The sequence below is a fragment of the Chryseobacterium sp. GP-SGM7 genome (assembly GCF_049166575.1).
Classification (GTDB): Bacteria; Bacteroidota; Bacteroidia; order Flavobacteriales; family Weeksellaceae; genus Chryseobacterium.
The window spans coordinates 900,728-925,990 of the sequence record NZ_JBMHFF010000001.1 but is presented as its reverse complement, the minus strand read 5'-3'; the positions used below and the strand labels follow the sequence as shown (position 1 = coordinate 925,990).

19 protein-coding genes are annotated in these 25,263 nt (G+C 35.6%); 6 read left to right on the top strand and 13 right to left on the bottom strand.

Features of this window, described 5'->3' with window-relative positions:
* Positions 1-5 precede the first annotated feature (5 nt).
* From ACOOWA_RS04165 to ACOOWA_RS04115, 11 genes are all read right to left on the bottom strand, one after another.
* Entirely contained in the window at positions 6-3,044 is a 3,039-nt protein-coding gene (locus ACOOWA_RS04165) for a SusC/RagA family TonB-linked outer membrane protein (protein WP_421373402.1), read from the bottom strand.
* A 349-nt stretch (positions 3,045-3,393) separates the two neighbouring features.
* A complete protein-coding gene (gene rhaM / locus ACOOWA_RS04160) occupies positions 3,394-3,708 on the bottom strand; it encodes an L-rhamnose mutarotase (RefSeq protein WP_421373400.1) in 315 nt (104 codons plus the stop codon).
* A gap of 6 nt (positions 3,709-3,714) precedes the next feature.
* Positions 3,715-4,803, bottom strand: a complete 1,089-nt coding sequence (gene rhaT / locus ACOOWA_RS04155) for an L-rhamnose/proton symporter RhaT (RefSeq protein WP_421373398.1) — start codon at positions 4,801-4,803, stop codon at positions 3,715-3,717.
* A gap of 325 nt (positions 4,804-5,128) precedes the next feature.
* Positions 5,129-6,277, bottom strand: a complete 1,149-nt coding sequence (locus ACOOWA_RS04150) for a glycoside hydrolase family 88 protein (RefSeq protein ID WP_421373397.1) — start codon at positions 6,275-6,277, stop codon at positions 5,129-5,131.
* Positions 6,278-6,593: 316 nt separating this feature from the next.
* The gene (locus tag ACOOWA_RS04145) at positions 6,594-7,370 is read right to left on the bottom strand and encodes a rhamnogalacturonan acetylesterase (protein WP_421373396.1); all 777 of its coding nucleotides are present in this window, start codon (positions 7,368-7,370) and stop codon (positions 6,594-6,596) included.
* A 167-nt stretch (positions 7,371-7,537) separates the two neighbouring features.
* A complete protein-coding gene (locus ACOOWA_RS04140) occupies positions 7,538-9,355 on the bottom strand; it encodes a rhamnogalacturonan lyase (RefSeq protein WP_421373394.1) in 1,818 nt (605 codons plus the stop codon).
* A 388-nt stretch (positions 9,356-9,743) separates the two neighbouring features.
* A complete protein-coding gene (locus ACOOWA_RS04135; protein WP_421373392.1) occupies positions 9,744-10,547 on the bottom strand; it encodes a hypothetical protein in 804 nt (267 codons plus the stop codon).
* A gap of 9 nt (positions 10,548-10,556) precedes the next feature.
* Positions 10,557-13,331 (bottom strand): glycosyl hydrolase, encoded by a 2,775-nt coding sequence (locus ACOOWA_RS04130; RefSeq protein ID WP_421373391.1) that lies wholly within the window; start codon positions 13,329-13,331, stop codon positions 10,557-10,559.
* A 131-nt stretch (positions 13,332-13,462) separates the two neighbouring features.
* Positions 13,463-14,785: a rhamnogalacturonan acetylesterase gene (locus ACOOWA_RS04125; protein ID WP_421373389.1), complete on the bottom strand. Its 1,323-nt coding sequence runs from the start codon at positions 14,783-14,785 to the stop codon at positions 13,463-13,465.
* 1 nt (position 14,786) lies between these two features.
* Positions 14,787-17,642, bottom strand: coding sequence for a glycoside hydrolase family 2 TIM barrel-domain containing protein (locus ACOOWA_RS04120; RefSeq protein WP_421373388.1), 2,856 nt, complete (start codon positions 17,640-17,642; stop codon positions 14,787-14,789).
* Positions 17,642-19,018 carry a rhamnogalacturonidase gene (locus ACOOWA_RS04115; RefSeq protein ID WP_421373387.1) on the bottom strand — a complete coding sequence of 459 codons (1,377 nt, stop codon included), beginning with the start codon at positions 19,016-19,018 and terminating at the stop codon, positions 17,642-17,644. Before ACOOWA_RS04115 ends, ACOOWA_RS04120 begins: the two co-directional genes overlap by 1 nt.
* 402 nt (positions 19,019-19,420) lie before the next feature.
* On the opposite strand from ACOOWA_RS04115, the gene ACOOWA_RS04110 reads away from it, so the two are divergent.
* The 6 genes from ACOOWA_RS04110 to ACOOWA_RS04085 all read left to right on the top strand — a co-directional run bounded on the left by ACOOWA_RS04110 (position 19,421) and on the right by ACOOWA_RS04085 (position 23,479).
* A complete protein-coding gene (locus ACOOWA_RS04110; protein ID WP_421373385.1) occupies positions 19,421-19,810 on the top strand; it encodes a hypothetical protein in 390 nt (129 codons plus the stop codon).
* Between the two features lie 59 nt (positions 19,811-19,869).
* A complete protein-coding gene (locus ACOOWA_RS04105) occupies positions 19,870-20,316 on the top strand; it encodes a thioredoxin family protein (protein WP_421373384.1) in 447 nt (148 codons plus the stop codon).
* Positions 20,317-20,321: 5 nt separating this feature from the next.
* Positions 20,322-21,248, top strand: a complete 927-nt coding sequence (locus tag ACOOWA_RS04100; RefSeq protein ID WP_421373382.1) for an FAD:protein FMN transferase — start codon at positions 20,322-20,324, stop codon at positions 21,246-21,248.
* Between the two features lie 40 nt (positions 21,249-21,288).
* Entirely contained in the window at positions 21,289-21,516 is a 228-nt protein-coding gene (locus ACOOWA_RS04095) for a DUF4266 domain-containing protein (protein WP_421373380.1), read from the top strand.
* Between the two features lie 34 nt (positions 21,517-21,550).
* Positions 21,551-22,720: a DUF3570 domain-containing protein gene (locus ACOOWA_RS04090; RefSeq protein WP_421373379.1), complete on the top strand. Its 1,170-nt coding sequence runs from the start codon at positions 21,551-21,553 to the stop codon at positions 22,718-22,720.
* A gap of 63 nt (positions 22,721-22,783) precedes the next feature.
* Entirely contained in the window at positions 22,784-23,479 is a 696-nt protein-coding gene (locus ACOOWA_RS04085) for a VIT1/CCC1 transporter family protein (RefSeq protein ID WP_421373378.1), read from the top strand.
* A gap of 186 nt (positions 23,480-23,665) precedes the next feature.
* Here the strand turns inward: ACOOWA_RS04085 and ACOOWA_RS04080 are convergent, their stop codons facing one another.
* Together ACOOWA_RS04080 and ACOOWA_RS04075 are read right to left on the bottom strand one after the other, a co-directional pair.
* Positions 23,666-24,157 carry a hypothetical protein gene (locus ACOOWA_RS04080; RefSeq protein WP_421373377.1) on the bottom strand — a complete coding sequence of 164 codons (492 nt, stop codon included), beginning with the start codon at positions 24,155-24,157 and terminating at the stop codon, positions 23,666-23,668.
* A 410-nt stretch (positions 24,158-24,567) separates the two neighbouring features.
* A complete protein-coding gene (locus ACOOWA_RS04075; protein WP_421373376.1) occupies positions 24,568-25,071 on the bottom strand; it encodes a phosphatase PAP2 family protein in 504 nt (167 codons plus the stop codon).
* Between the last annotated feature and the right edge of the window lie 192 nt (positions 25,072-25,263).

Below are 25,263 nucleotides of genomic sequence, written 5' to 3'. Positions count from 1 at the left end.
ATTAATTAGAAAGTTAAATTAACTCCAAGAACATAACTTCTTGAACGAGGATAAGTGGAGCTATCAAATCCTGGTGTAACAGCAACACCACTTGCCGCAGAAACTTCAGGATCATAACCAGAATATCCTGTAATTGTAGCCAGATTATTAACTGTAAAATAAATACGGGCATTGGTTAATTTCACATGCTCAAGAAATTCTTTTGCGAAGCTATACCCTAATGTTACCTGAGCAATTCTCAAATAAGAACCATCTTCCACATAATAAGATGAAGGATAGGTAATATTCTGAGAGTTTGTAGTTCCTAAACTCCAAAGACGAGAATTTTCGTCCGGATTTAATTCTTTTAACCTTGCAAGATTGTTGGTGATTAATCCTGTATTAGGATCAATTAAACGATAATAATTACCAAATTCTTCCGGAACGTTTTGATTAAGCGCATATGGACTTAAACTGTGCTTCGTAGCATTATAAATATCATTTCCTACACTGAATTTCATGAATACTGCCATATCAAAGCCTTTGTAAGAGAAATTATTACTGATACCACCAATAAAATCCGGAGTACCATTTCCAATTTTCTGCATTTTTCTGGTAAACTGATCTCCAGCTTCATTATCTGCAGCAAATTTCATGTCTCCCGGTCTGGGTGTTCCGGTTGCAGGTTTTACAACTCCAGGTTTTAAACTAATTGTTCCGTTTGCATTTTGAATGAAATCTTCAGTTGTATAAACTCCCTGATAAACATATCCGTACATATCTCCCAATTGCTCACCAACAGTTGCATAGTAAGTCACAGAACCCGTTCTGTTTCCACCTACACTGAATGTTCTGTTCGTTTGCCCGTTTTCAAGAGACATTACTTTAGATTTATTGAATGAAATATTAAAATCGGTAGACCATCTGAATTTTTCAGATTTAAAGTTTACTGTATTTAAAGTAAATTCCAGACCCTGATTTCTTAAAGACCCAATATTCTGATATTGTCTAGAATATCCTGTCGAAACCGGAAGAACACTCTGTAACAGCATTCCGCTTACGTTATTGTTATACCATTCTGAAGTTAATTTAATTCTGTTGTTAAACAGCGCAAGATCCATCCCCACGTTGGTCGCTTTCAGTTCTTCCCAACGAAGTGCAGGATTTCCTAAATTTGTGCTTGGTACATAAGCCGGATTTCCCGGAGTGTTATTGATCGGGTAATCTGTGAGAGATAAATTGGTCACAAATAGATTGTTTCCTATATCATTGTTTCCCGTAATCCCGTATTCAAATCTTAGTTTTAAATCATTGATAAAATCAACAATTTTAGAGTTTTGCCAGAAACCTTCCTGAGAAACTCTCCAAGCTGCAGCTACAGAAGGAAATACTCCCCATTTGTTATCTGGTCCGAATTTAGAAGAACCATCTCTACGAATTGTTCCTGTTAATAAATAACGGTCATCATAAGTATAATTTACACGTCCGAAATATGACAATAAAGAGTTGCTTGAACGTCCTGTAGATTTATCCTGTACAAAAGCATTAGCAATATCATCCAATCCGAAATTCGGGAAAGGAAACTTGGTTAATCTCATGCTGTTGTTCTCAGATTCAGAATAAACAACCTCGTAACCTGCCAAAACATTAAGCTTATGTTTTTCAGCGAAAGTTTTGTTGTATGTTAAAGTATTTGTGATTTGGTATCTGTAAGATTCGCTATTCCCAATACTTCCATTAATACCCGTATTGACAGGATCTGTAAGAAAAGCTCTTGAATTTTGGTCTGAAAATGCTGTCGATTTACTGTTGTTCCAGTTGTACTGACCCGCAACTCTGAAAGTAAAATTTTTCAGGAAATCGAATTCAAGTCCAGCATTGGCAAGAAATGTTCTTGAACGGTTATTTGAAGTCGATGCATTTGTTTCTACAAATGGGTTTTCAGTATCAAAACCAGAATCTAAACTTGAAAAATCCGGAAAAGTCTGCGAATTCAATAGCTGATCCTGAGTGAAAAGTGTTCCTCCTGTGATTGGCTGAAGAAGTATTTTCTTCATTCCGCTATAAGCTCCACCTCCGTTTGTAGAATTTGAATTAAACATTGAGCTAAAATCTACTCTTACTCCTTTGTATAATTCTGAATTGATATTGGCACGCAATGAGTTCCTTGTTTCGCTAAAATTATTCAGCAAACCATCTTGTTTATTATAATTGTAGCTAATGAACGCCTGAGTTTTTTCGTTTCCTGTAGAAATATTTACATTCTGATTCTGAGTTAATCCTGTACCACCCAACATTCTGTCCTGCCAATCTAAAGCAGAAGCCGAAGCATATTGATTGGCAATCCTGTTAAATGCTCCCGGATAATATCCTGGTGTATCTAAAGGTAAACCGTTGTCATAGACACTGCTAAAAGCTGTCATTTTATTCTGAAGCTGCGCAAACTCATACTGATATTTTACAAACTGCTCTGTATTTGAAATCATATCTATCTTTTTAGACAGCATATCAAACATCATAAAGGAGTTATAATTAATAGTGGTTCTTCCTTTTTTACCGCTTTTCGTTTTGATAACAATAATACCGTTTGAGCCACGCGCTCCGTAGATTGCGATAGCCGAAGCTCCTTTCAGAACGTCAATACTTTCTATATCATTTGGATTAATAATATTCAATGCATTATCCAACTGAAAACCGTCTACAATATACAAAGGAGAAGTTCCCTGCGTAATTGATGCACCACCACGGATGGTAACGTTTGCACCTGCTCCCGGAGCACCACCTGCGGTTACAATATTTAAACCTGCAGCTCTTCCCTGTAAAGCCTGTAAAGCATTCATTGCCGGTGTTGCTGCCAAATCTTTTGCAGAAACGGAGGCCACAGAACCCGTCAAATCAGATTTCTTCACTTTACCGTACCCTATGACAACAACCTCTTCGATATCTTTTGTATCTACTTTAGCAGTATCACTCGCTGCTTTTTGTCCGAACATGAAGCCAGACGCTAGCAAAAATAGCGGTGCAATGAGCGGCTTGATATTCTTTTGTTTAATGATCAAAGACATATATTAATTTTTATGTTACCAAAGTACACCGTTACAAAAGTTCTGGCATCCTGCCTTATCCTGCATCATATAATTCTTAATTTATGATAATTAATTAAATAAAAACCTCTTCTTAAAGCCAAAAATTATTAATTCAATTATAAAAGTCAACGATATTATAATTTTTTAAAATTTAGCAAGAAAAAACACGTTAATTATTTTAACCGAAAACGATTACTAAAGTTCATTTTCAGTTAACATAAAAAGGCACCGAAAATTTCAGTGCCTTTGACCTTCTAACTCGTAACTATATAAATATGATAAAAAAATAAAATTTCATATCGTAGAAGAATCTGTTGTGATTTATTCTTTATTTTAAATAAAAAATTTCTTCAAGATTCATGCTTTTCGGAGAATTATCATCATTGGTCTGCATAATGTCTTTATTGTATTCCCACCATTTTTGCATAATAGACTGATTCGGCAGATTTTGGTATTTTACTTCATCTTTACAGATTAAAACTCCAAATAAAATATTCGTTTCTTCATCTAAAAAGATTGAGTAATCTTCCACACCAGATTCTTTTAATAAGTTTTTTAATTCCGGCCAGATTTCAATATGACGTTTTTTATACTCTTCCTCGAAACCTTCATGAATAAACATTTTAAATGCAATTCTTTTCATCACTAATTATCTTAATGAGTTTCCATACCCTACAATTAAAATAGAGATAAACATTACCAACATTCCTACAGAAATCATCGTAATTGTTTTCTTGGAAACACCTTTCCATTCTTTGATGATTACGCCCCAAAGATTAGCAATTAAAATGATAAATGCCATGTGAAGAATCCAAGAGCTTGGTCCGTTCCCCATTTTGCTTTCACCCATTCCGTAGAAAAAAAATTGTAAAAACCACATTGTTCCTGCCAAAGCACAAAAAATGATATTCTTTGCTACAGGTACATTTTTCTTGGTATAATCAGTATAAGATTTATTTTTAAATGAAAGATAAAGGCAACCGATAAGATTGGTTGCCATCCCGCCCCAAAGTACAACAATGTATGTTACATTATTCTGAAAAAGAAATTCTCCCTGATTAGGATTTGCCAGTTTCCATGCTTCATTAGCTACAGAGGCCATTGGTTTTCCTGCTTCCAGTCCGAAATTGAAACAGGCGCTTAAAACTCCGGAAATAATCGCAACAATCAATCCCAAACCAAATTTATATTCTGTTTTCACTTCTGAACCATGGGAATCCAGAGAATCAGTCTGAAGCTCTTTATCTTTCATTACCCCAGCTTTTCCGCTGATTATAATTCCTATAACACAGACAAAAAGCCCTACTAAAACCATTTTTCCCCACGAAGTTGACATCATTAATCCTATATTGTCTTTTCCTGCCTGCGGTGAAAATTCATAAAAAATGGAAGGCACAAGTGATCCAATAACCATCGTTAAACCTAACATAATACTGCTTCCCAATGCAACACCCAGATAACGAACTCCCAAACCGTACATAAAACCTCCGATTCCCCAAAGTGCACCGAATAGGAAAGTTAACCCTAATATCGATGAACCTGCATTTTGAATAATATCCCAAAAATCAGGAATCGTAAGAAATGCAGCCAATGGCGGAACAATGATCCAAGAAAAAGTACCTCCGATCAGCCAAAACGTTTCCCAAGACCATACTTTTACTTTTTTGTATGGCAAATAAAAACTTCCCGAAGAAAAACCTCCTAAGAAATGAAATATAATTCCTAATAATGCATTCATAATTTATCTTATGTATTGAATTTGAAAATTACCAAGATGGAATCGATTGCGCATCTTGTAGTGTCATGCTTAAAATCCTGAAAAAAAATAAGACTTTTTATGATGACTTGCTGTCGTTATTTAACTTATTAAAATAGTGTGATTTATGCTTTTTTTAATTGAATTGAGTTTTTATATTTTTCTCCAAAAATGAATGCTGTTTTATTATTATTGAAATTTTTAGATATTGAATCAAGTTGTATTTATCTCTATATATTTGATTCTTATACATGAAAAAGACTCAACAATTTTCATTATTAAGTCTTTATTTCTGTTTAAAAATAATTTATTTTAGTTTATAAACCTCGCTGCTCGCCAATAACAGACAGCCTAAACCATAATCTTCAAAATCCGGTTCTTTGCTTACAGAAAGCGGTTGACCGTCTTTCGGCTCTTTTCCTGTTCCTTGTACCCAACCTAAAAAGCCGTTTGGCTGAACAGAATCTTTTGCAATGGCTTTCCATGCTTTCACCAAAACCGGAAGATAAGTTTCTCTGTCAATTAAACCATTATTTACGCCATACGCCATTCCATAAACAAACAAAGCTGTACCTGTCATTTCCTTTCCTCCAAAATTAGTCGCATCATGCAAGCTTACATTCCAAAAACCATCTTCTCTTTGAATTGGGAGCAATGCAGCCAACAAATCTTTGTAATCCTGCAGATATTCCTGATAATGAGGATCAGATTTTGGTGTGTCGTGAAGTGTTTTTGCCAAAGCTGCGACTACCCAACCGTTCCCGCGGCTCCAGTAACAATCTTCCCCATTCGGTTCTTTATATGGCGGAAGAAAACTTTTGTCCCGCCACCAGATTTTGTCTGCCTGATTGTAAAGGCCGTTTCCACCTTCTTTGTATTTGGTATGGGCATACATTTCGTAGTTTTTGTCGAAATATTTTTGCTCGCCTGTTATTCTACCTAATTTAGTAAAAATAGGCATCGACATTTGAAGGGCGTCAATCCACCACCAATCATCCACTTTTGAGGTAGCAATCATACTGTCCATCGCCGCTTTTACGTTTTTAATTCTCTCAGGATTTTTTCTTCCGTCGATTTCATAGAGATCAAGATAGGTTTGCCCGCAAGCTTGGTGATCAGCGTTCCGCGTGTATGTTCCGCGCTGTAAATTCCAGTTGTGATTATTTGCCCAAGACATTGCGTAATCGTAATATTCTTTTTTAGGATCTACCGAATACAAGGCCATCAAACCTTCATAATAAACTGCTCTTGTCCAAAGATTACTTGGCCATACTTTTTTGCCAACGATATCTTTTTTGGTATCGGGCCACTTATTCATAAAATATTGATTTGCTCTTCTAGAAACTTCCAAAACCTCTTTCTTATCGGGAAGATCAACCTTTGTTTTCTGTACAGAGCAGGAAGTTACTCCTGCAAGAATCAGTGCAAAAAAACCTGTTGTTAATAGCTTTTTCATAGGTATATATTTATTTTTCTATTTTCTTTTTAATCATAAATTTTTTATTTGAAGCTTTTCCCACTTTCCACTATATCTTTTGCTCCACTTCGCTACACAAAAGGATATCGTTGCAATCGGGGTTATGGTTATTGTCATCTATTTAAGCATTAGGAATATTCACAGAGTTTGTCATTCCATAGGAATCTGGACTCGAATCTTTCTATTTTATTTTCTAATACTTTGCCTAGATTCCTACGGAAAGACAAACTTTGAAAATAAAAAAATTAATCAGTTTTCCTATTTATTCAAACATCAGAAACGAATTCACAATGCGTTATTTGATATACTTTCTGAGCTCACAACCTTTTAATTGTTTAATCCCTTTTGTTACCAATTCTGCGTTTACAATTGCGCCTTTTTTGTTGGTGTGGGTATGATCTTTCGGGAAAAATTCTTTTACTTTTTCAGCACCCATTTTTTCATATTTTTCGATAACCCTTGTATTTAAATCTAAAAAATAGACTCCGGTTTGCTGTGCCACTTCTTTAGCCCAAACTCCATACTGATCTTTTTCGATTTTCCCTTCTGCATTAAATTTATTTCTCGGAATTGGCGAAACGATAATTGGGATTGCCCCTTTAGATTTTGCTTCGTTCGCATATTTCCTCATGTAATGTCCGAAAGTGTACACTGTTTCATTTACTTTTCTAATCGGATTATAAATATCTTTTGATTCTTCACCAATTCCTTTGATCGTTCCTCTCGCTCTCAAAGTATCTGCCAATTCACCACCATCATTATGACCGAACTGCATCAAAACATAATCGCCTTTTTTAATGGTTTTCATAATCGAATCCCAACGACCTTCAGTAATAAAAGTTCTGCTGCTTCGTCCCCCTTTTGCTTGATTCTGAATTTCAATTTTGTCTGTTTTAAAATATAAATTCATAAAACTTCCCCATCCCCAAAGTGAATCCGCACCTTTGCCTGAACCGTTTTGTACCGTGGAGTCTCCGATGATATAAAGCACAGGTTTATCCTGAAACTTTTGAAATGAAACCGCTAGAAATACGATTGATGCAATGATGGGGAGGATGTATTTTGTTTTCATAATTTATTGTTTTTGAACACTAATTACACAGAGTTTTTTTTAAAATGTTGCTGTTTAGTTTCACAAAGCCGCTATCACTTACTATAAGCTGACCGAAAATCTTTGATTTTCAAAACTTATTTGATCTTTTCAAAAGCCGAATCACAAGCTTTGCATAACTAATATGTTTAAAAATCTTTTGTACCTTTTGTGGTTAAAATATTCGGCTTTGGCAGCTCTTTAATTGATTCATCTAAATAATAATCGGTGTGTGGCGGCTGATTGTAGCCTACATTTTGCCAGACAATACTTAAGCGGTATTGCGGATTATGCATTAAAGTGTATAACCGGTGTTTTGTCGGAATTGCAGTTGAAAAAATTCTCAATTCCTGATTGTCGGCTGTTCTGTACATCACTTCTTCCCGCCAGTCTCCGAATAAATCTGCCACTAAAGCTGGATTTTTCTTTGTTCCGTTATTCGATTCACAATTGAAATCTTTGGCATCAAAAATCACATTGGTTTTCTCTTTTTTCCAGTCCCATTTTGAAATGACTGTTCCATCTAAAATTTCGCTTAAAAAATCCCCATCCCAATAAATTCCCATATTCACTGCCGGATTTTTGTCGCTGATCTTTTGGCCTTTTGAACTATAAACACCTTTTAAACCTGCTCCTGCAGCCCAGGATTCAGAACCTTCATAACGAGGGTCAATATTTAAAGACAGACCTCTTCCCGGACCCTGAAACTTACTCGCTTTACTGTAAACTGTTGAAGGTAACTTCCATAAAACTTTTCCGGTTTTTCCATCTCTGAAATGTGCTCCCGCATCATCAAATCTTTCCTGAATATCAAAAATTTCCAGCCCAGGATTCGACGGGTCTAAATCTCCAACATGCAACGCATCGCCGTGACCATATCCTGTGCTGGTCAACACTTTTCCGTCATCATCAACCGTCATTGCGCCGAAAACAATTTCATCTTTTCCATCGTTATCAACATCTGCAATGCTAAGATTATGATTTCCCTGTCCACGGTATTTTTTGTTTTCTTCTGAACTTTCGGTATCGAAAAGCCATCTCAAACTGAGTTTTTTATCTTTATAGTCCCAAGCTGCAATCGCCGTTCTGGTGTAATAACCTCTCGACATAATCACGCTCGGAGTGTTACCATCAAGATATGCAACTGCTCCTAAAAATCGGTCTAAGCGATTTCCTTTTGCGTCACCCCAGGTTTCGGTCATTTGTTCGTTAGTGGGATTTAAACTTCCTGAAAATCTTGGAACTTCATAATTTACCGTATGAATTTCTTCACCCGTTTCACCATTAAAAACTGTCAGAAATTCCGGGCCCGAAAGGATCATTCCGTTTTCATTGACGTAATTTTTCGTTGCATCTCCGATGATTTTGCCTTTTCCGTCTTTGCTTCCGTCAGCAGTTTTCATTACGATTTCAGCTTTTCCGTCCTGGTCTAAATCATACACCAAAAATTGCGTGTAATGCGCTCCTTCTCTAATGTTTTTGCCTAAATTAATTTCCCATAGAAATGTTCCGTCCATTTTATAAGCCTGAATAATCGGCGGGTCTGTTTCTCCTTTTTGGCTGTTGTCTTTTGACCTTCCGGTTTGATGAATGATGATTTCGTATTCGCCGTCACCATCCAAATCGGCTACTGAAGCGTCATTCGGAGTGTAACCTTGTGGAGTTTTTAACGGAATCGAAAAATAAGGTTTCTGATTGGCTGTATATTTTGCAAAATCTTGATCTACCGATTGATTCTGAGTATTTGATTTGATGAAATAGGTATAATTTTTTCCTTTGTTGGCGGTTTTGTCTAAAAAATTGGTTTCGTGGATTAATGGTTTTTCATTAAGTTTTTTAGTTTGATTATTTTCAGTTCGATACAAATCAAAATGAGTGTTTTGAGCTTCAGTTCCGAGCAATCGCCAACTTACAAACACACCGTTTTCTGCTGGAATGGCAACGATTCCACGCTTTAGATATTCCATTTGTTTTTGGGCTGAAAAGAGCTGTGACAGAAAAATGGCGGATGTAATGAATATATATTTGAATTTCATAAATCTTTGCTTTGTAGGTTTTTGGCTAAAGCCGAATTTGAATTCTCATTTTTAAACGGGTTAAAGCCCGTTTCTATTGAATTTTCATCCTTTTCAGAGTTTGAAATTTGACGTTGAATCTTTCGCAGCCCGACTTGAACGGAAATCCTTTTTTGCTTGGTCTGCGAGTTCTATATAATCTGAATAGTCTTGCAAAAAAGATTGAGAGTGGAAGGCGGAATTGTCTGCCATAAAAAAATAACTGTTTGAAATTCAACAAAGTTAAATAGCTGCCCAGATAATATTCATTCTTACCAATCAATCGATTGCGCAAGTGTAATTATTTTGTAGAAACCTGCTTCAATAACCACTTCACCCATTCCTCAGTTCCCTGGTAATTCGTAAAATCTGCTGGTAATTTTTTGCCGTCGATATATTCGTTGTAGCACCACGGATCACCCAGAGCAAACACAGTTCCTTTGCCTATTTTTGCAATGGCTGCGATGTTTTTACCTTCTGCGGATAATAGTTCTTTCGCCGGACTTTTCACGGAAATCGTCGCCACTTCCTTCATATATAATTTTTGTTCAGAGAAAATTTCATTTCCAGCCGGAATCATCACTTTTCCCTGTTCAAATTCTCTTTTCTGAACCCGGTTGTAACTGTCTTCATTAAAATGAATTCCAAATTTATTTGCCAGTTTATTAAAGTTTACAAACTCAGAATTTCCTTTATCGTTGCTCAGTAAAACTAAAACACTTCCGTTTTTCACCCAGTTTTCAAGAGTCTTAATAGATTTTGCATCGACTAAATTTGCTTTTCCACCGTATGCTTCTTTATCAATATCGGGATCTACGATGATGTAAATATTGGCGTTATCTAAATCTTTTTTGGTCGGAGCATTTGTCAGCATACTAATTTCCGCGCCTTGTTTTTGAAAGATTTCTCCCAACAGAGAAAATCCGCCGTTGGTGGTGTCATTCCACGTGTAATGCCAGGATTCCAAAGCTTTGGTTTCTTTATTTTCTCTTTTTTCGTTGTTGAAAAAATGGTCTAAAACAACTTTCGGTTTCTGTTGGGCATTGGAAAAACCAACGGTCAGCAAAGTTCCTAAGATGAATGATTTTATGATATTTTTAGTCATAATTTATTTTTATTTTGAATAATGAATTGGGATTAATTGAATCTCGCCATCCAGACCGGAAGGCTGAACTTTCCAGTTAGATGCATCGAAAGGCTTGTAGTTAATATTCACAAAATTGATTTCGTGATAATTTCGCCATGCAATTTTATTTTGGTCCATATATCGGATTCGGTTAGCCATCAGGTTTGAAACTTCAATCTGAATGGTATTTTTTCCTTTTTTAAGATATTTTCCAACGTTGATTTCAAACGGATTGCTCCAGACAATTCCGGCTTCTTTTCCGTTGACAATCACCGTTGCACTTTCGTAGAGTTTGTCGAACTTCAAAAGATAATCGTCTACTTTATTTTTCTTTAAATTAAATGTTGTTGTGTAAATTCCGGTTCCAGAAAAACTCTGCGTTGAAGTGTCATCCGTGAAATTTGTCCAGGGATGAAGTTTCGTCAAAGTTCTTGATTTCGGAAGTTCCGGACCACCTTCTTTGAATGATAATTGCCAAGGTTGATTTAAAATAATCGGAGCTTCAACTTTTTCAATGTATCTCCATTTTGAAATTGAATTGTCTGGAGTTTCCGAAGCTTTGATAATTAAAGATTCTCCTGATTTCAACTGGATTTTTACTGAATTATCCTGAGTTTTAGCGATTCCAAAATCCCCGTTTTCAGGATTCATCAAAGCGACTTGTTTCCCAATAAAATTCAGCGGAATATCTTGATTAATTTCTTTTGAAGTGTGATTGACGATGTAATAGTATTTCCCGCCATCAAATTGTCTTCTCACGAATTTCAATCCGGTGTCCGTCAGTTTTTCTCTATCAATTTTTAAAAATTCCATACCTTTTTCGACATCTGAAATCAGAATAATTTTTCCTTTTCCAAATGTTGCCAACTTTACATTTCCATTTTGCTGAAAAGGAATTGATTTCCACAAATTCTGAAGTTCAGTTTTTCTTTTTTCGGCTTCAAAATGTCCCGGAATATTTTTCGGTTCATTTTGAAATATAATGGATGCTCCTTTTTGAGCTAAATTTAAAATATTTTTCAAGGTAGATTCCGGCAAATAATCCAGTTGTGGAATGATGAGCACTTTGTACGAACCACCCTCTTTTGAAACCTGAATATTCTGATGATCCAACTGCGCCTCTCCAATCATTTTGTCGGAAGCCATATCCAGAGAATATCCGGATTTTCCCAATTTATCGAGGCTTTTATAAAACTCAGTTGGCTGTAACCACTTTTCAATATTGTGAATTTTAAAAGCCATATCTTTTCCTTTCGGACTCGCCCATTGGTCATAAATCGGCCAGTAAATCAAGATTTCATTATCTGATTTTCCGCTTTGTAATACACTTTGCGTGCGGGCAACGTAAGAATTTAGTCCGCTCAACTGTGGCCATAAACTATTCTCAGGTACAAAATTGGTCGACGCATAAAAAAGCCATCCCGGAAATTTTACATCCGCCGGTGTATACGTTGTTCCGTGATAAAAAACATGATTGATTCCCGATAAAAAAACCTGCTCCACTTCCGGTTTTGCCTGTGACCAAGAGGTTTTAAAATGCTCAGTCAGCCACGTGAAAGTTTCATTCGAAATCAGTTTCTTGCCCATCACATTCGCTGCCGAAGAAGAAAACTTCAGCATATTAATATCCGGAATATCCGATTTTTGAATGTCGGCACTGTCTCTTTTTAGACCTAAAATATCAAACGGCGTGCTTCCAAAAGTTTCAGATTCGGGAATATCAACTGCGGCGTATAAATCCAATAAATTTCCAGGTGAACCGTGTGCCTGATTGGTGTTTTTTGAGTTTTTGGAATGTGCCCAATTGGTAAAATCTGTGGTAAAACGGTTTAAAATGAGGTCACTCAAGGTTTCTCTATAATCCGATTTTATTCTCGCAGCGATTTCGTTTTCCTCGTTATCCACTAAATATTTGATGTACGGACTTAAATCGTACCCACGTCTTTTTTGAAATTCTTTTTTAAAATCTGGCGTCCAGTCTGCATTGTAAACTTCATAACTATCATTGAAAAAAGAACGGATTCCATAGTTTGAATTTCCGAAAGCTTTATCGAAAGTTTTGAGATAATCTTTTGTGGCGCTGGGAGAAAAATGGTCTAAAGTATAGCCTTCGCCACCGGGAGCAGCACGTTTTACTTTTTGCAAAGTTTTACCAATAAAAACAGCGTAAATAGACCATTTCCCTGAAGTCGGTTTCCAGTTTAAAGTTCCGTCAACATTGATTTTATCGTTTAAAACGACTGTTTCATTTTTATCATTGTAAGCCGTTACAATATCCAGTTTTGCTGTTTTTAAATTTTTCTGTTTTTCGTCTTTCAGAACGATTTTTTTTGAAAATTTTTCATTCGGTTGAATCTCGTAAGTCTGAACAATAATCTTAGTCGCCGCATCATTTTCACTGACTTGCGGTCCGCCAATCGGCCAACCGGTTCCGACTGCCATATCCACTCCCATTTGTAAGCTTTTTGCTTTGCTGGTCGTAAATTGAAGCATTTTCATCCATTCTGGGGAAAGATAATTGATGTATTGAGTTTCAAAACCTTTTGTACCATAAATCGGGACAATTTCTACTCCACCAAAACCTGATTTTGAAAGCGTGGTTAATTGTTTGTCTAAACCTTTTTCGTCAACGGCACTTCCCATCCACCACCAACGCGTCCATGGTTTGGCAGTTTCGGTAATTGCCGGCCACGGATTTTGTGCGGAGAGATTTCCGAAGGCAAAACAGAGAACGCTGAGCTTGACTATATTTTTAATTTTCATTTTTCAACTTTTTATTTAACCACGCTTTAAATTAACCACAAAAGTCACAAAAGAATTTAGACACATTTGTTATTTTAAAGGAGCTATTCTACTTTTGAGAAGAACACACTAGCTTTAAAAATCAAAGATTTTTAGTTTCCATCAGGTTTTAAAGATTCCATATAAATGCTTTCCGGCCAATGAAAATCTTCGACAGCATCGGGTTTATTTGGATCAAAACTTTTATAATTTTTTGATATGTATTTGCTCAAAGGCAACTTTTGGTCTACAATAGATTTCACAACACATTTTGCCAATTCGTAGGCTCCGTAAGGATTGAAGTGCGTATCATCTGCTAAAATCTGCTTTTGATTTGGATAAGAATTGGCTGGATAATAGACGAATGCTTTCTTGGAATTTTCTGGTCCCATCGCTTCAAACAGCGTCTTACTTACCATATTGAGGTCGATTAAATATACATTTTCTTCTCTCGAAATTTCCCGCATCGCATCAGGAAAATCATCTAAAGTGTTGACTATTTGATTATTGTCATCAAAAACTCTGCGATTCATTGATGTTACAAAAACCGGAATCGCACCCAACTGTTTAGCCTTCTGAATCCATTCTTTTAATCTTTTTCTGTAACCCGATTTTACGCTGTTTCCCGCTTTCTGGTCGTTGTGACCAAATTGAATAAATAAATAATCTCCGGGTTTTATTTTATTCCAGATTTTATCGATTCTGTGGCGGTCTTCGAAAGCTTTTAAGGTTTCTCCGCTTTCCGAGTAATTGGCAATCACCACTTCATTCGGAACGAAAAAATACGGCAACATTTGTCCCCAAGAAGCCCACGGTTCGTATTGGGCATCCACAACTGTGGAATCTCCTGTGAGATAAATGGTCTTTGCCTTTTTGTTAGGTTGAATCGTAACAGCGCAAACTTTTGGGGCTTTATCATTAAACTCAATCGTCAGCAAATTGTCCCAATGCAGATATTTTGTTTCTCTTGGTTTTAATTTTATCATTCCTATTTTTTCGCCGTTTTGATTTCTAATGATACTGTCTTTAACGTGAACGGTGGTTTGCTTTTCAATAATCTCGCCCTGTTTTGTTTCGATATCACTTAACATCAATCGACGGTTTTCTACACGGACGGTTGTTTCAGAAATTCCTTTTGTATCGCCTAAATTCAGTTGAATATCATAATTTCCTTCAGGAATCGCCACTGAAAAATAGAACGGTTTGTCGCTCGTGATGAAATCACCAGTCAAAGCATTTCCGCCTCTGTCGACTGATTTTAATCCGGAGATATCCATAAAACCATAACCGATTTTCTTGTCAAATTTTGAAGTTGACGTAATGGGAATGAAACCTTTTTCAACTCTGTCTCTACCAAAATCAAATTTGAAACTGGTTTGCTGTCCAAAATAAAATGAACAGAAAAAAATCACTAAAAAAGCTAATTCTTTTTTCATTTTAATCTGTTAAAATATTTTCTTTGGGCATTGTGAATTGCTTATTTTCATCACCCAAATCCGGCAAACCGAAATAGAAATATAAGATTCTTTTAAAAGTTCCGTTCAGGTGATTCAGTTCACTTTCAGGTCCTAAAGATTCGGTTTTATCATTAATGTTAAACGCCAAAACAGTTCCCAAAGGCGGAATCGCATCGAGGAAAGAAATATTTCCGTTGGGTAATTTCGGATAACCTTCTGCTCCATAAATTCCGTAAAAATCGAAAAGTCTGACGAACATTTTTTCTTCATTTGTTCCAACCGTTATTTTTCCTTCCGCAGTATCGAGCTGCAACCACGAAACATCATCAAAATAACCTTTAAATTCAGGATAAATCCAAGGCGATTGACCCGTTCTTGTGATATTTTTTAAATTTTGCCAAACATTGTAAGTCTGTCCTTGCAAACGGTTTTTCCAAACGTGATAAGGCCCTTTTCCCAGCCATTTTGCATTGATAACATAATTCTCAGGATAATCGAAACTTACGCCTGCAAACGGGTAATCTCCGGATAAATAATATTCGTAATTTAATTCTAAAATTCCGTTTGGATTGAGTTTCCAAATAACTTTTTTTCCGTTTTTGTAATTGACTTCAATCAGTTGGTTTTGTCCTTCTGCAAAAGATTTTATGGATGATAATTCCGTTGTTCCGTTGACGAAAACCGGTCCGTTTTTGAAAGTCATTTTTTTGCCTTTTTTATCGACAATGACAGATTTTAACAAACCGTCTTTCTTTCCGATTGTAAATTCTTTTTCTTCTGATTTCAAAATAAAAACGGAATCATTTTCAGCAATAGAAACAGGAAATTCTTTAGTTAAAGATTTTGAAAACTGTTGAGAAATTTCATCATTAGATTTAATTTTCCAGGTCCAGGTGTAGATTTCTTTTCCAAAAGAATCGTTTGCTGTCAATAACAAGCCTTCATTTTCTTTCCAGTTTGCAGGAAGATTTAAATTGATATTTCCTTTTTCTGTTGGTTGAATATTGGGTGATTCAGCTTTTCCAGTTTTAATAATATCAAAACCAGATTCAGAAGAAAACGGTATTTTAAACTTAACTAATTTCCACTCAAACTGACAGTCTTTTAAATTCGTAAAATGATAACGGTTTTCTACAGGAATATTTCCGTTAAAATCATTTGGTAACATTTTCAAATCAATTTTTACAGGACTATAAATTTCGCGAATTGCGTAAAAACTTCCTTCTTTTTCACGATGGGGTCCTAAAACTCCGTCGGGAGCGTTAATTGCGTTCACATCAATCTGATTGTTGAAATCCGTTCGTACCAAACCTTCATCCACAAAAGCCCACAGAAAACCGCCCGCTCCTTTCGTGGAATTCCAATGAAGCTCCCAATAATCGGCTAGAGAAGTTCCGCCACCACCGTCGTCTTGGGCGTGAAGAAATTCAGTCGGCATATAAATATTTTCGCCTTCAAGAATATTTTTTGTGCTGTAATAATCTTCGTAATGGTTGCAGTCGATTCCGTTGAAAGCGTTTCCAGGTTTGTGATGTGCGTGAATGACAGGACGGTTTGATAAATCATATTTTGCAAATTCATTATCCAAATCAAAATTATGCCCACCTTCATTTCCGTTGCTCCAGAAAATTATGGAAGGGTGATTTGCATCTCTCGTCACCATTTCTTTCACAAGCTTTTTGCCGATTTCTGTGCTGTATTTTTTTTGCCAACCCGCCAATTCATCCAGAACATATAAACCGAGCGAATCGCAAATCTTTAAAAATGACTTATTTGGCGGATAATGAGAACAACGAACAGCGTTCATATTCATTACTTTGATAAGCCGAACGTCCATTAAATCCATGTTTTCCGTCACAGCCCTTCCTGTTTCCGGCCACCAAACGTGACGGTTGATGCCTTTCATTTTTATTTTCGTTCCGTTAACGTAAATTCCGTCGCTTTTTTTGATTTCTATTGTTCGGAAACCGAATTTTTCTTCGGACTGAAAAATTGTTTTTCTTTTTTTATTTAAAGTGAATTTGGCTTTGTAAAGACTGGGCGTTTCGGCAGTCCAAAGTTTTGGATTTTTAATGGAAAACTGAATCTGTTTTAAAGTATCTCCTTTTTGAATCTGAACCTGAGATTCGGCAACCAAATTATTTTTAACATCAAATAATGCAACTTTTAAATTATTGACATTTTGAATTCCATTTAAATGAATATCAGAGCGGAAAGTTCCGTCAGCTTTGGCATCAATTGCAGTCCACGAAATATGTTCCTTTGAAGCAGCTTCCAAATAAACCGGTCTGAAAATTCCACCTAAAATCCAGTAATCTGCCAAACGTTCTGCATTGTTGACCGATTTATCAGCAGACATTTTTGAAACTTTGACTTCGAGAATATTTTCTTTTCCGAACTGAATTTTATCTGAAATATCATATTTAAATTCATAAAAAGCACCCTGATGAATTTTTCCGGCAGGTTTTCCATTGATTTTCACTTCTGTATCTGTCATTGAACCTTCAAAAACGATAATGATGGTTTTGTTTTTCCAGGAATTGGGAATGGTGAATCTGTGTTTGTATAAACCCGTTTCGTCGTGAAACTTGAAATTTCTTCCATACGTCACATAATCACGACCGTAGTTATAAGAGCCAAAACCTTGTTGTTCCCAATGAGAAGGCACATTTATTTTGCCCCAACTTCCGGATTTTCTACCAGAATTTATCCAAAAATCCCACTCTTTTGTGTGTTCAGCATCTTTCCCAGTTAAGAATTGAATTTCTTTAGACTGAGAAAACAAAAGTTGTGAACAGACACATAAAAGAGCGAATATTTTAAAAGAAAAATTCATTATTTTGCAGCGATGTCGGAGTCGTCTTTTTTATCGTAAGATTGTGTAAGAGAAGGTACTTTCATAACATTGACTTTGGTTTGTTTTAAGTTTTGAATGTTATTTAAGTTTTCCATTTCGGGTTTTAAAGCTTTGATTTTTAAATTTTCAAAAGTAAAATCTTTTAAATCAAACAAATCCGATTTTTCAATAGAGAAAGCGGTTTCACAACTTAAATCTATATTTTTGATGGTAATATTATTGGCTAAACCTTTTTTAGGTCTTGCTTCACCTTTTAAATCAAAAAACTGATTCCAGCCTTTTACGTAGATAAAGGTTTTTACATTTCCCTTGATGTTGTCGACAGTGAGATATTCATAATGTTGAGGCGTATCCGGACGCATTTTTAAGTGTAACAATCTTGAAGCATCTTTGACCTTAGAATTACGCAAAATTACATTGTAATTGTGAATTGATTCGCTTCCACAAGTCAGAACTGAATGGCAGAATCCGAAAGTATTATCTTCAATCAAAACATTTCTATTTTCGCCGTTATTTGGGTCTGAATCAGCTTTTGGACCTTTTCCACCTTTCAAAGCGATTGCATCATCGTTCACTGACATGTAGCAATTTTTAATGAGGAAATTTGAACAGGCATCGATATCCACAGCGTCTGTACTGGGTGCTTTTACCGGTTCTTTCGGTGCAAGAATCGTAAGATTTAATAATTTCACGAATTGAGATTTGTAATAATGCGTGCTCCAGAAAGGAGAATTTTTTACCGTAATATCTTCAATCTGAACATTTTTAGAGTTTGAAACGTAGATAATTCTCGGTCTCATTTCGTCCATATTGGTACATTTTGGATTCCATTCGCGTCTTTTCCAGAACGATTTCCAGAAACGAAGTCCGTTTCCGTTCAGTTCACCTTTTCCTGAAATTGTGAATCCGTCTAATCCGTCTGCATTAATCATTGCCGGGAAATATTTTACGGTCTGACCTTCCATTCTTGTTATTACAACAGGATAATCATTGATGTCATCGCTTCCTTTTAATTTTGCTCCGCTTTCTAAATGCAAATGTGTTCCTTGTTTAAAGAAAATTGAACTTATCAGGAATGTGCCTTTAGGAACAATAATTATTCCACCATTCTTTGAAGCTTCATCGATAATATTCTGAAGCTGTTTTGTCTGAAGAATTGTGCTGTCATTCTTCATTCCGTTTTCTGTAATGATGTATTTTTTGCCTAATTTGTTGATGTCGGTCGGTTTATTTTCTTTAAACCATTTTGGAATGGTGGTTCCGTCGGGAAATTTGTCCTGACTTTTCACTGCTGACGAAAAAATCAAAAAGGCAAATAAGGATAACAGGATATTGGATTTATTTTGACGCTTCATAGTTTACTTGTATTGCTAAAATAACTTGATCTCCATAAATATTTAAGAATAAATTTAGAAATCTCTTGAATAATTTTATATCACTAAAGAAAAAATTATTCATTTATTTCGTTTTATAAAAATATAGATTTTTAAGACTTTCACTATCCTGCTCTTTAGGGTGTAAGTAAATAAGATTATAAATCACTGAAATGAAACTGGTTTGATCAATATAGTATAACCTTTCTTTTAAAAATTCGAAAAAACTTTTCAACAGATTAAATTATCTCAAACATCATTGTTTACAGACAAAGAAAGAAGCTTTTTTACATCAACAAATCAGACAACCTTTACGTTTAAATATTTTATACATTTGGTCTTATTTAAAATCATTCTAACAAAAACATTTCCTAACTTTGATTAGTGAAAAAGCTGGTTTCCATATTGTTATTAACCCTGTATTTGGTTTCAACGACCGAGCTCTATCAGCTTTTGAAAATACCACAATTGGTGGAACATTATATAGAGCATAAAGGATTAAATTCGGAAATGACTCTTACTGCTTTTCTGAAAACGCATTATGACCATCCTGCAAAAGACGGTGACTATGGGAAAGACCAAAAATTACCGTTCATCATCCACGCCAAACCGCTGAGCTTCCTTTTCACACTGAATAAAGAATTTCAGATGGATGCTTATCAGGAATCATTTGTAAAAATTATATCTCATAAAATGCCTTCAAAAGATGAAGATTTTTGTTTTAAAGGCTTTCTGAATTCTGTCTGGGAACCGCCCAGGTTTTCTTTTTCTTAATTAAATCATCGATCTACAAATCGTACATTAAATATTTATTCATCATTAATTTTAGAATAATGAAAACATTTTTTTCAGCCATATTAATGGTTGTCTTCGCTGTTGGCATTCAGGCGCAAAGCCGTCTTGAAAATGCCAAGAAACAGGCATCGGAAAATAAAGAACTTATATTACTCAATTTTTCCGGCTCAGACTGGTGTATTCCGTGTATCAAACTTCATAAGAATATTATTGAAACTGATGAATTTAAAAAACTGGAAACCGAGAATATTGTCGTTTACATCAACGCAGATTTCCCCCGAAGCAAAAAAAATCAGCTTTCTCCGGAACTGAAAAAGGAAAATGCTTTTCTTGCCGATCAGTACAATCAAAAAGGGCTTTTTCCTTATACCATTCTTCTGAACTATGATGGGAAAATCCTGAAAAGCTGGGAAGGTCTCCCGTCTGAAAATGCTTTGGCTTTCAGTAAAGAAATAAGAGAGATGAAAGAAAATCAAAAACCTTAAAAAGTATGTTGAGAGAATTCAAAAGACCCCGGAAGCTGATGGGGAATGCTTTTGAAATAACCGTTGTAAACGAAGATGAAAATTCCGCAAACGAGCATATTGATAAAGCCATTGCAGAAATCCAGAGAATCGAAAAGCTTCTCACTACTTTCAATGAAGATAGCCAGACCAATCTCATCAATCGAAATGCAGGAATAAAGCCTGTAAAAGTCGATGAGGAAATATTCGATTTGATTGAAAGAAGCATTAGAATCAGCAGAATAACAGATGGATATTTCGATATTTCATATGGCGGAATCGATAAAAGCTTCTGGAATTTTGATAAGGAAATGAAAGAGCTCCCAAATCCTGAATTGATTAAAGAACATCTGAAACTTGTTAATTATCAGAATATTATTCTTGACCGCAGAAATCTGACTGTTTTTCTTCAGGAAAAAGGAATGCGAATCGGTTTTGGAGGAATCGGAAAAGGCTATGCTGCGGAAATGGCAAAACAACTGCTTCAGAATCGTGGCGTGCATTCGGGAATTGTGAATGCATCCGGCGATTTGACAACTTGGGGAAATCAGGCGAACGGAAAACCGTGGACTGTCGGAATTGCAGATCCTGATAATTCAAAACAACCGTTTTCTTATATGAATATCACCGATATGGCGGTTGCAACCTCGGGAAACTACGAGAAATTTGTCGTTATCAACGGTAAAAAATATTCTCATACCATCAATCCGAAAACGGGAATGCCCGTTTCAGGTGTGAAAAGTGTCACCGTTTTTTGTCCGAATGCAGAAATTGCCGATGCGATGGCAACTCCGGTAAGTATTATGGGAATTAGTGCAGCGCTGAATATGGTGAATCAAATCAATCATCTGGAATGCATTATTATCGACGACAAAGACAATATCTATTCATCTCAAAACATCAATCTAAAATGATTTCCTTGATTTCATTTCAATAAAAATAAATTCAATACAAATGAAAAATTTAATTAAAATAGCGATCGTAACTTTTTCTGTTGTCCTCATTGCTTCTGTGCAGTCTTGCGTAACGGTAAAAGAGTACGAAAAAAATAAACTCAACGATGCCGAAATGGCACTCGGAAACAGAACCATCGAAAAAACCGAACTCAGCTTCCAGTCCTACAGAGAAGGTTCTTCCGGAGCCAATGCGGGAAAAGTTGGCGGTGGATGCGGTTGTAATTAAAAGAGTTAACAATAAAATATAATTGTGATTTAAAATGAAAAAAATTATCATAAGTATCGTTGCTCTTTTCGGGATTTTCAATGTGAAGGCGCAGGAAAATACGAGCAACGAACAGCCAAAGAAACTGACTTTTGATGAAGCCAATCTGGTTTCAAGTTATTATAAGCAAGACGGAAACAATTCTGCCGTGACCGGCGGAATCGGTACAGAAAAACTGACCGATATTTCCAATACCATTGATGTGACGATGGTAAAATATGATAAAAAAGACAGAAAAAACAAGTTCGGATTCAGTGTCGGGATTGACCATTACACTTCTGCTTCTTCGGATATGATAGATCTGAAAGCCAATTCTTCAGCTTCCCACGCAGACAACAGGATTTATCCTGCCTTGAGCTGGAGCAGAGAAAACACGGACAAAGGAACTTCTTTATTGGCGGGTGTTTCCACATCTTTTGAATTTGATTACCAGTCTTACAGTGCCAATATCGGGATTTCACAAAAAACCAAAAACAGAATGGGCGAATTTACCGCAAAATTCCAGGCTTATATGGATCAGGTGAAAATGATTGCGCCGATTGAATTACGAACGTCTGACAACGAAGGAACAAGTGGAAGGAACACTTATGCGCTTTCTCTGGCCTATTCACAAATCATCAATCAGAATTTCCAGATGGAGTTTTTGGCAGACGGAGTACAGCAAACTGGATATCTGAGTTTGCCTTTTCACAGAGTTTATTTTGATGATAATTCTGTGCATCAGGAAGCTTTACCCGACAAACGTTTCAAAATCCCGGTTGGCGTAAGAGCTAATTATTTTTTTGGCGACAAAGTCATTTTGAGAGCATATTACCGTTATTATACCGATGACTGGGGTTTGAAATCCAATACTTTCAGTCTGGAAACGCCTGTGAAGATTTCGCCTTTTGTTTCGGTAAGTCCGTTTTACAGATATTATTCCCAGACTTCGGCAAAATATTTTGCACCTTATCAACAGCATACGGCGTTTGATGATTTTTACACCAGCAATTATGATTTGTCTAAATTCAGCAGCAATTTTTACGGAGCAGGAATCAGAATCAATCCTAAAAACGGTCTTTTTGGAATTTCAAGACTTAATATGCTGGAAATACGGTATGGTCACTATACGAAATCTATCGGGATGAAATCTGATATTATTTCATTAAATTTAAGATTTAAATAAATCATTTTTAATTTTGACTTGTTAAGATAATTGGCAAGTCAAAATTTTATTAAAACTAAAACTATGCATCATCAACTGGAAAAACATTATGTAAACAGAGTCGGCTGGCTTCGTGCTGCAGTTTTAGGAGCGAATGACGGATTATTGTCTACGACAAGTATTGTAATTGGTGTAGCAGCAACCAATCCGGACAGAAATACTATTATCCTCGCCGCATTGGCCGGAATGATTGCCGGAGCAATGTCTATGGCAGCCGGAGAATATGTGTCGGTAAGCTCGCAGGAAGATACTGAAAAAGCTGATTTATTAAGAGAAAAACGGGAATTGGAAGAAATGCCGGAAATTGAATTGAGAGAGCTGGCAAAAATTTATGAAAGACGAGGCGTCAGCAAAGAAACAGCTTTACAGGTTGCTACTGAATTAACAAATCACGATGCTTTGGCAGCGCATGCACACGATGAATTGGGAATTAATGAAATTACTCAGGCAAAACCTTTGCAGGCCGCTTTTGCGTCGTTTGGCTCATTTGCTTTGGGTGCAATATTGCCTTTCGCTGTTTCTCTTTTAGCACCCATTAAAGAAATGGTTTATTTCCAGTATGGATTTTCGATTGTATTCCTGATGATTTTGGGAGCTATTTCTGCGAAAACGGGCGGTTCTAAAATAGGAATTGCAGTTTTGAGAATCTGTTTTTGGGGAACTGTTGCGATGGGAATCACAGCATTGGTAGGACATCTTTTCGGAGTTTCGGCAACTTAAAGTTTTATGAATTGAATCATCGATTCAGCAATCTTTTTTTCTCTTGTTTTAATTCAGAATAAAACTGACTGTCACATACATTCATTGAAAAATAAAAAAACATTGCGAGGCCGATAAGCATCAAAGTTGTAGAAATTTGTTTCTATTGAGCTGCAATTTTAAGTTCAGCCAACTGATTATCAATCATTATTTATTTTTTATTCCGATAATTTTAAGAGATGCCGAACTCAAATAAATTTCTAAATCAGTGAGAGATTCAATGTTTTCAAAATTTTGACAAAGCATATCTTTTTTATTAAATGACAGCTCAATTTCCGGGTTGTATCCGGCTACAATTCTTACGACCGAATATCCGTTGTATGCCAATTGAAATCCTTCGAAAAGACATTTTTTTTCTGCTTTTTTATATAATTTGTGTTCCTCAAGCAAACTGGTACTCTCATCATCATTTTTATTATGATCCAAAGATTTCCAGCTAGAATAATTTTTAGGCTGTTTTAATGGAATACCCTCACTGTCAACAGGTATAAACATTTCAAGTTTTAAAACTTTTTTTAAAAACTGAGCATATTTAACCATTAAATTAAGCGTCTGCAAGTCTGCATACCCTTCATTTGAATAATAATCAATTACAAAAGAAGTCATCGGTATCAGCTTATAGAAAGCATTTCTAGACATAAATCAAATCCTTTTATCTGAAGGGCAAATATACAGATTTAACATCTTGGAATATATCTAAATAAGGGTTTATGATATGATCCTAACCCTGAATAAACCCAATTTTTTTTATACGAATAGAATTTTCTTTAGGCATCAGCTCATTTCAGAAAAATACAGAAGACTCTCAATATAATTTAAAATAGTTCTCTATTCATCAACAGAAACTACGATCACGCATACTTATGATTCATGATAAAAATGTTAAGCAGGTTCTGTCTTATTTTCGAAATTTACCCATCTTGGCACACAAATTGAAACTAAGAAATCAAACTATTTTAAAAATAGCTATTTAAGGGAACCAAAATATTCTCAGCAGATGCTGAGGATATTTTTTTTGTATATGAATTTCGGTAAGCAGTAATAGTGAATTAATCTTTGAAGAAAAATCTCTCTTTTTCTAATGTAGATTTTTTTTTGAGATACAATGCTGCGGCTATAATGATAAACTGCAATCCGACGATAAACCCTCCCATCACATCCGTAAACCAATGAGCGCCCAAATAAATTCTGGATACTGCACCCAAAACAAGCATCAAAATCATCAATGAAATAAGTAACGCTTTATTTAGCCTGCTTAATATTTTACTATATGCAATTATTACAGAAAGTAATCCGAAGTAAACGGTATAAAAAAGAACATGACCACTTGGAAAACTCTGAAAATGGGTCTCCTGAACTATTTTTACAACATCACTTCCCGGTCTTGGCCTATCGATTAAAAATTTTAAAATCCAGCTTATTCCTCCTGTAAGAATGGTTGAAAATATAAGATAAGCTTCCTTTCTTCTCTGGTTTATATAAAAAATAAAAGATGTTGCCAATATAATTACCAATGCAACCGGCGAATATCCCAAAAAACTTACTCCTTTCATTATTTTGTCTAAAAAAGAATGCTCGTAGTTTTGAAATACAACAGATACATAAATATCCCAACTAAGCAATGATTCATTGTTAACAAAGGAAGTTAAAGCAATAAAAACACAGAGCAGAACAATAAAAAAAATGATGTCTTTTCTATATAAATGATGGAAGATTGAATATTTTTTCAAATTACTTTTTTACTA

Coding starts and splice junctions, on each gene's coding strand:
- ACOOWA_RS04165 (WP_421373402.1), bottom strand. CDS start 3,044: ATGTCTTTGATCATTAAACAAAAGAATATCAAGCCGCTCATTGCACCG.
- rhaT (WP_421373398.1), bottom strand. CDS start 4,803: ATGAATGCATTATTAGGAATTATATTTCATTTCTTAGGAGGTTTTTCT.
- ACOOWA_RS04140 (WP_421373394.1), bottom strand. CDS start 9,355: ATGGAATATCTAAAGCGTGGAATCGTTGCCATTCCAGCAGAAAACGGT.
- ACOOWA_RS04090 (WP_421373379.1), top strand. CDS start 21,551: ATGAAAAAAATTATCATAAGTATCGTTGCTCTTTTCGGGATTTTCAAT.
- ACOOWA_RS04080 (WP_421373377.1), bottom strand. CDS start 24,157: ATGTCTAGAAATGCTTTCTATAAGCTGATACCGATGACTTCTTTTGTA.
- ACOOWA_RS04145 (WP_421373396.1), bottom strand. CDS start 7,370: ATGAAAACAAAATACATCCTCCCCATCATTGCATCAATCGTATTTCTA.
- ACOOWA_RS04125 (WP_421373389.1), bottom strand. CDS start 14,785: ATGAAAAAAGAATTAGCTTTTTTAGTGATTTTTTTCTGTTCATTTTAT.
- ACOOWA_RS04150 (WP_421373397.1), bottom strand. CDS start 6,277: ATGAAAAAGCTATTAACAACAGGTTTTTTTGCACTGATTCTTGCAGGA.
- ACOOWA_RS04115 (WP_421373387.1), bottom strand. CDS start 19,018: ATGAAGCGTCAAAATAAATCCAATATCCTGTTATCCTTATTTGCCTTT.
- ACOOWA_RS04130 (WP_421373391.1), bottom strand. CDS start 13,331: ATGAAAATTAAAAATATAGTCAAGCTCAGCGTTCTCTGTTTTGCCTTC.
- ACOOWA_RS04095 (WP_421373380.1), top strand. CDS start 21,289: ATGAAAAATTTAATTAAAATAGCGATCGTAACTTTTTCTGTTGTCCTC.
- ACOOWA_RS04120 (WP_421373388.1), bottom strand. CDS start 17,642: ATGAATTTTTCTTTTAAAATATTCGCTCTTTTATGTGTCTGTTCACAA.
- rhaM (WP_421373400.1), bottom strand. CDS start 3,708: ATGAAAAGAATTGCATTTAAAATGTTTATTCATGAAGGTTTCGAGGAA.
- ACOOWA_RS04135 (WP_421373392.1), bottom strand. CDS start 10,547: ATGACTAAAAATATCATAAAATCATTCATCTTAGGAACTTTGCTGACC.
- ACOOWA_RS04075 (WP_421373376.1), bottom strand. CDS start 25,071: ATGAAAGGAGTAAGTTTTTTGGGATATTCGCCGGTTGCATTGGTAATT.
- ACOOWA_RS04105 (WP_421373384.1), top strand. CDS start 19,870: ATGAAAACATTTTTTTCAGCCATATTAATGGTTGTCTTCGCTGTTGGC.
- ACOOWA_RS04085 (WP_421373378.1), top strand. CDS start 22,784: ATGCATCATCAACTGGAAAAACATTATGTAAACAGAGTCGGCTGGCTT.
- ACOOWA_RS04100 (WP_421373382.1), top strand. CDS start 20,322: ATGTTGAGAGAATTCAAAAGACCCCGGAAGCTGATGGGGAATGCTTTT.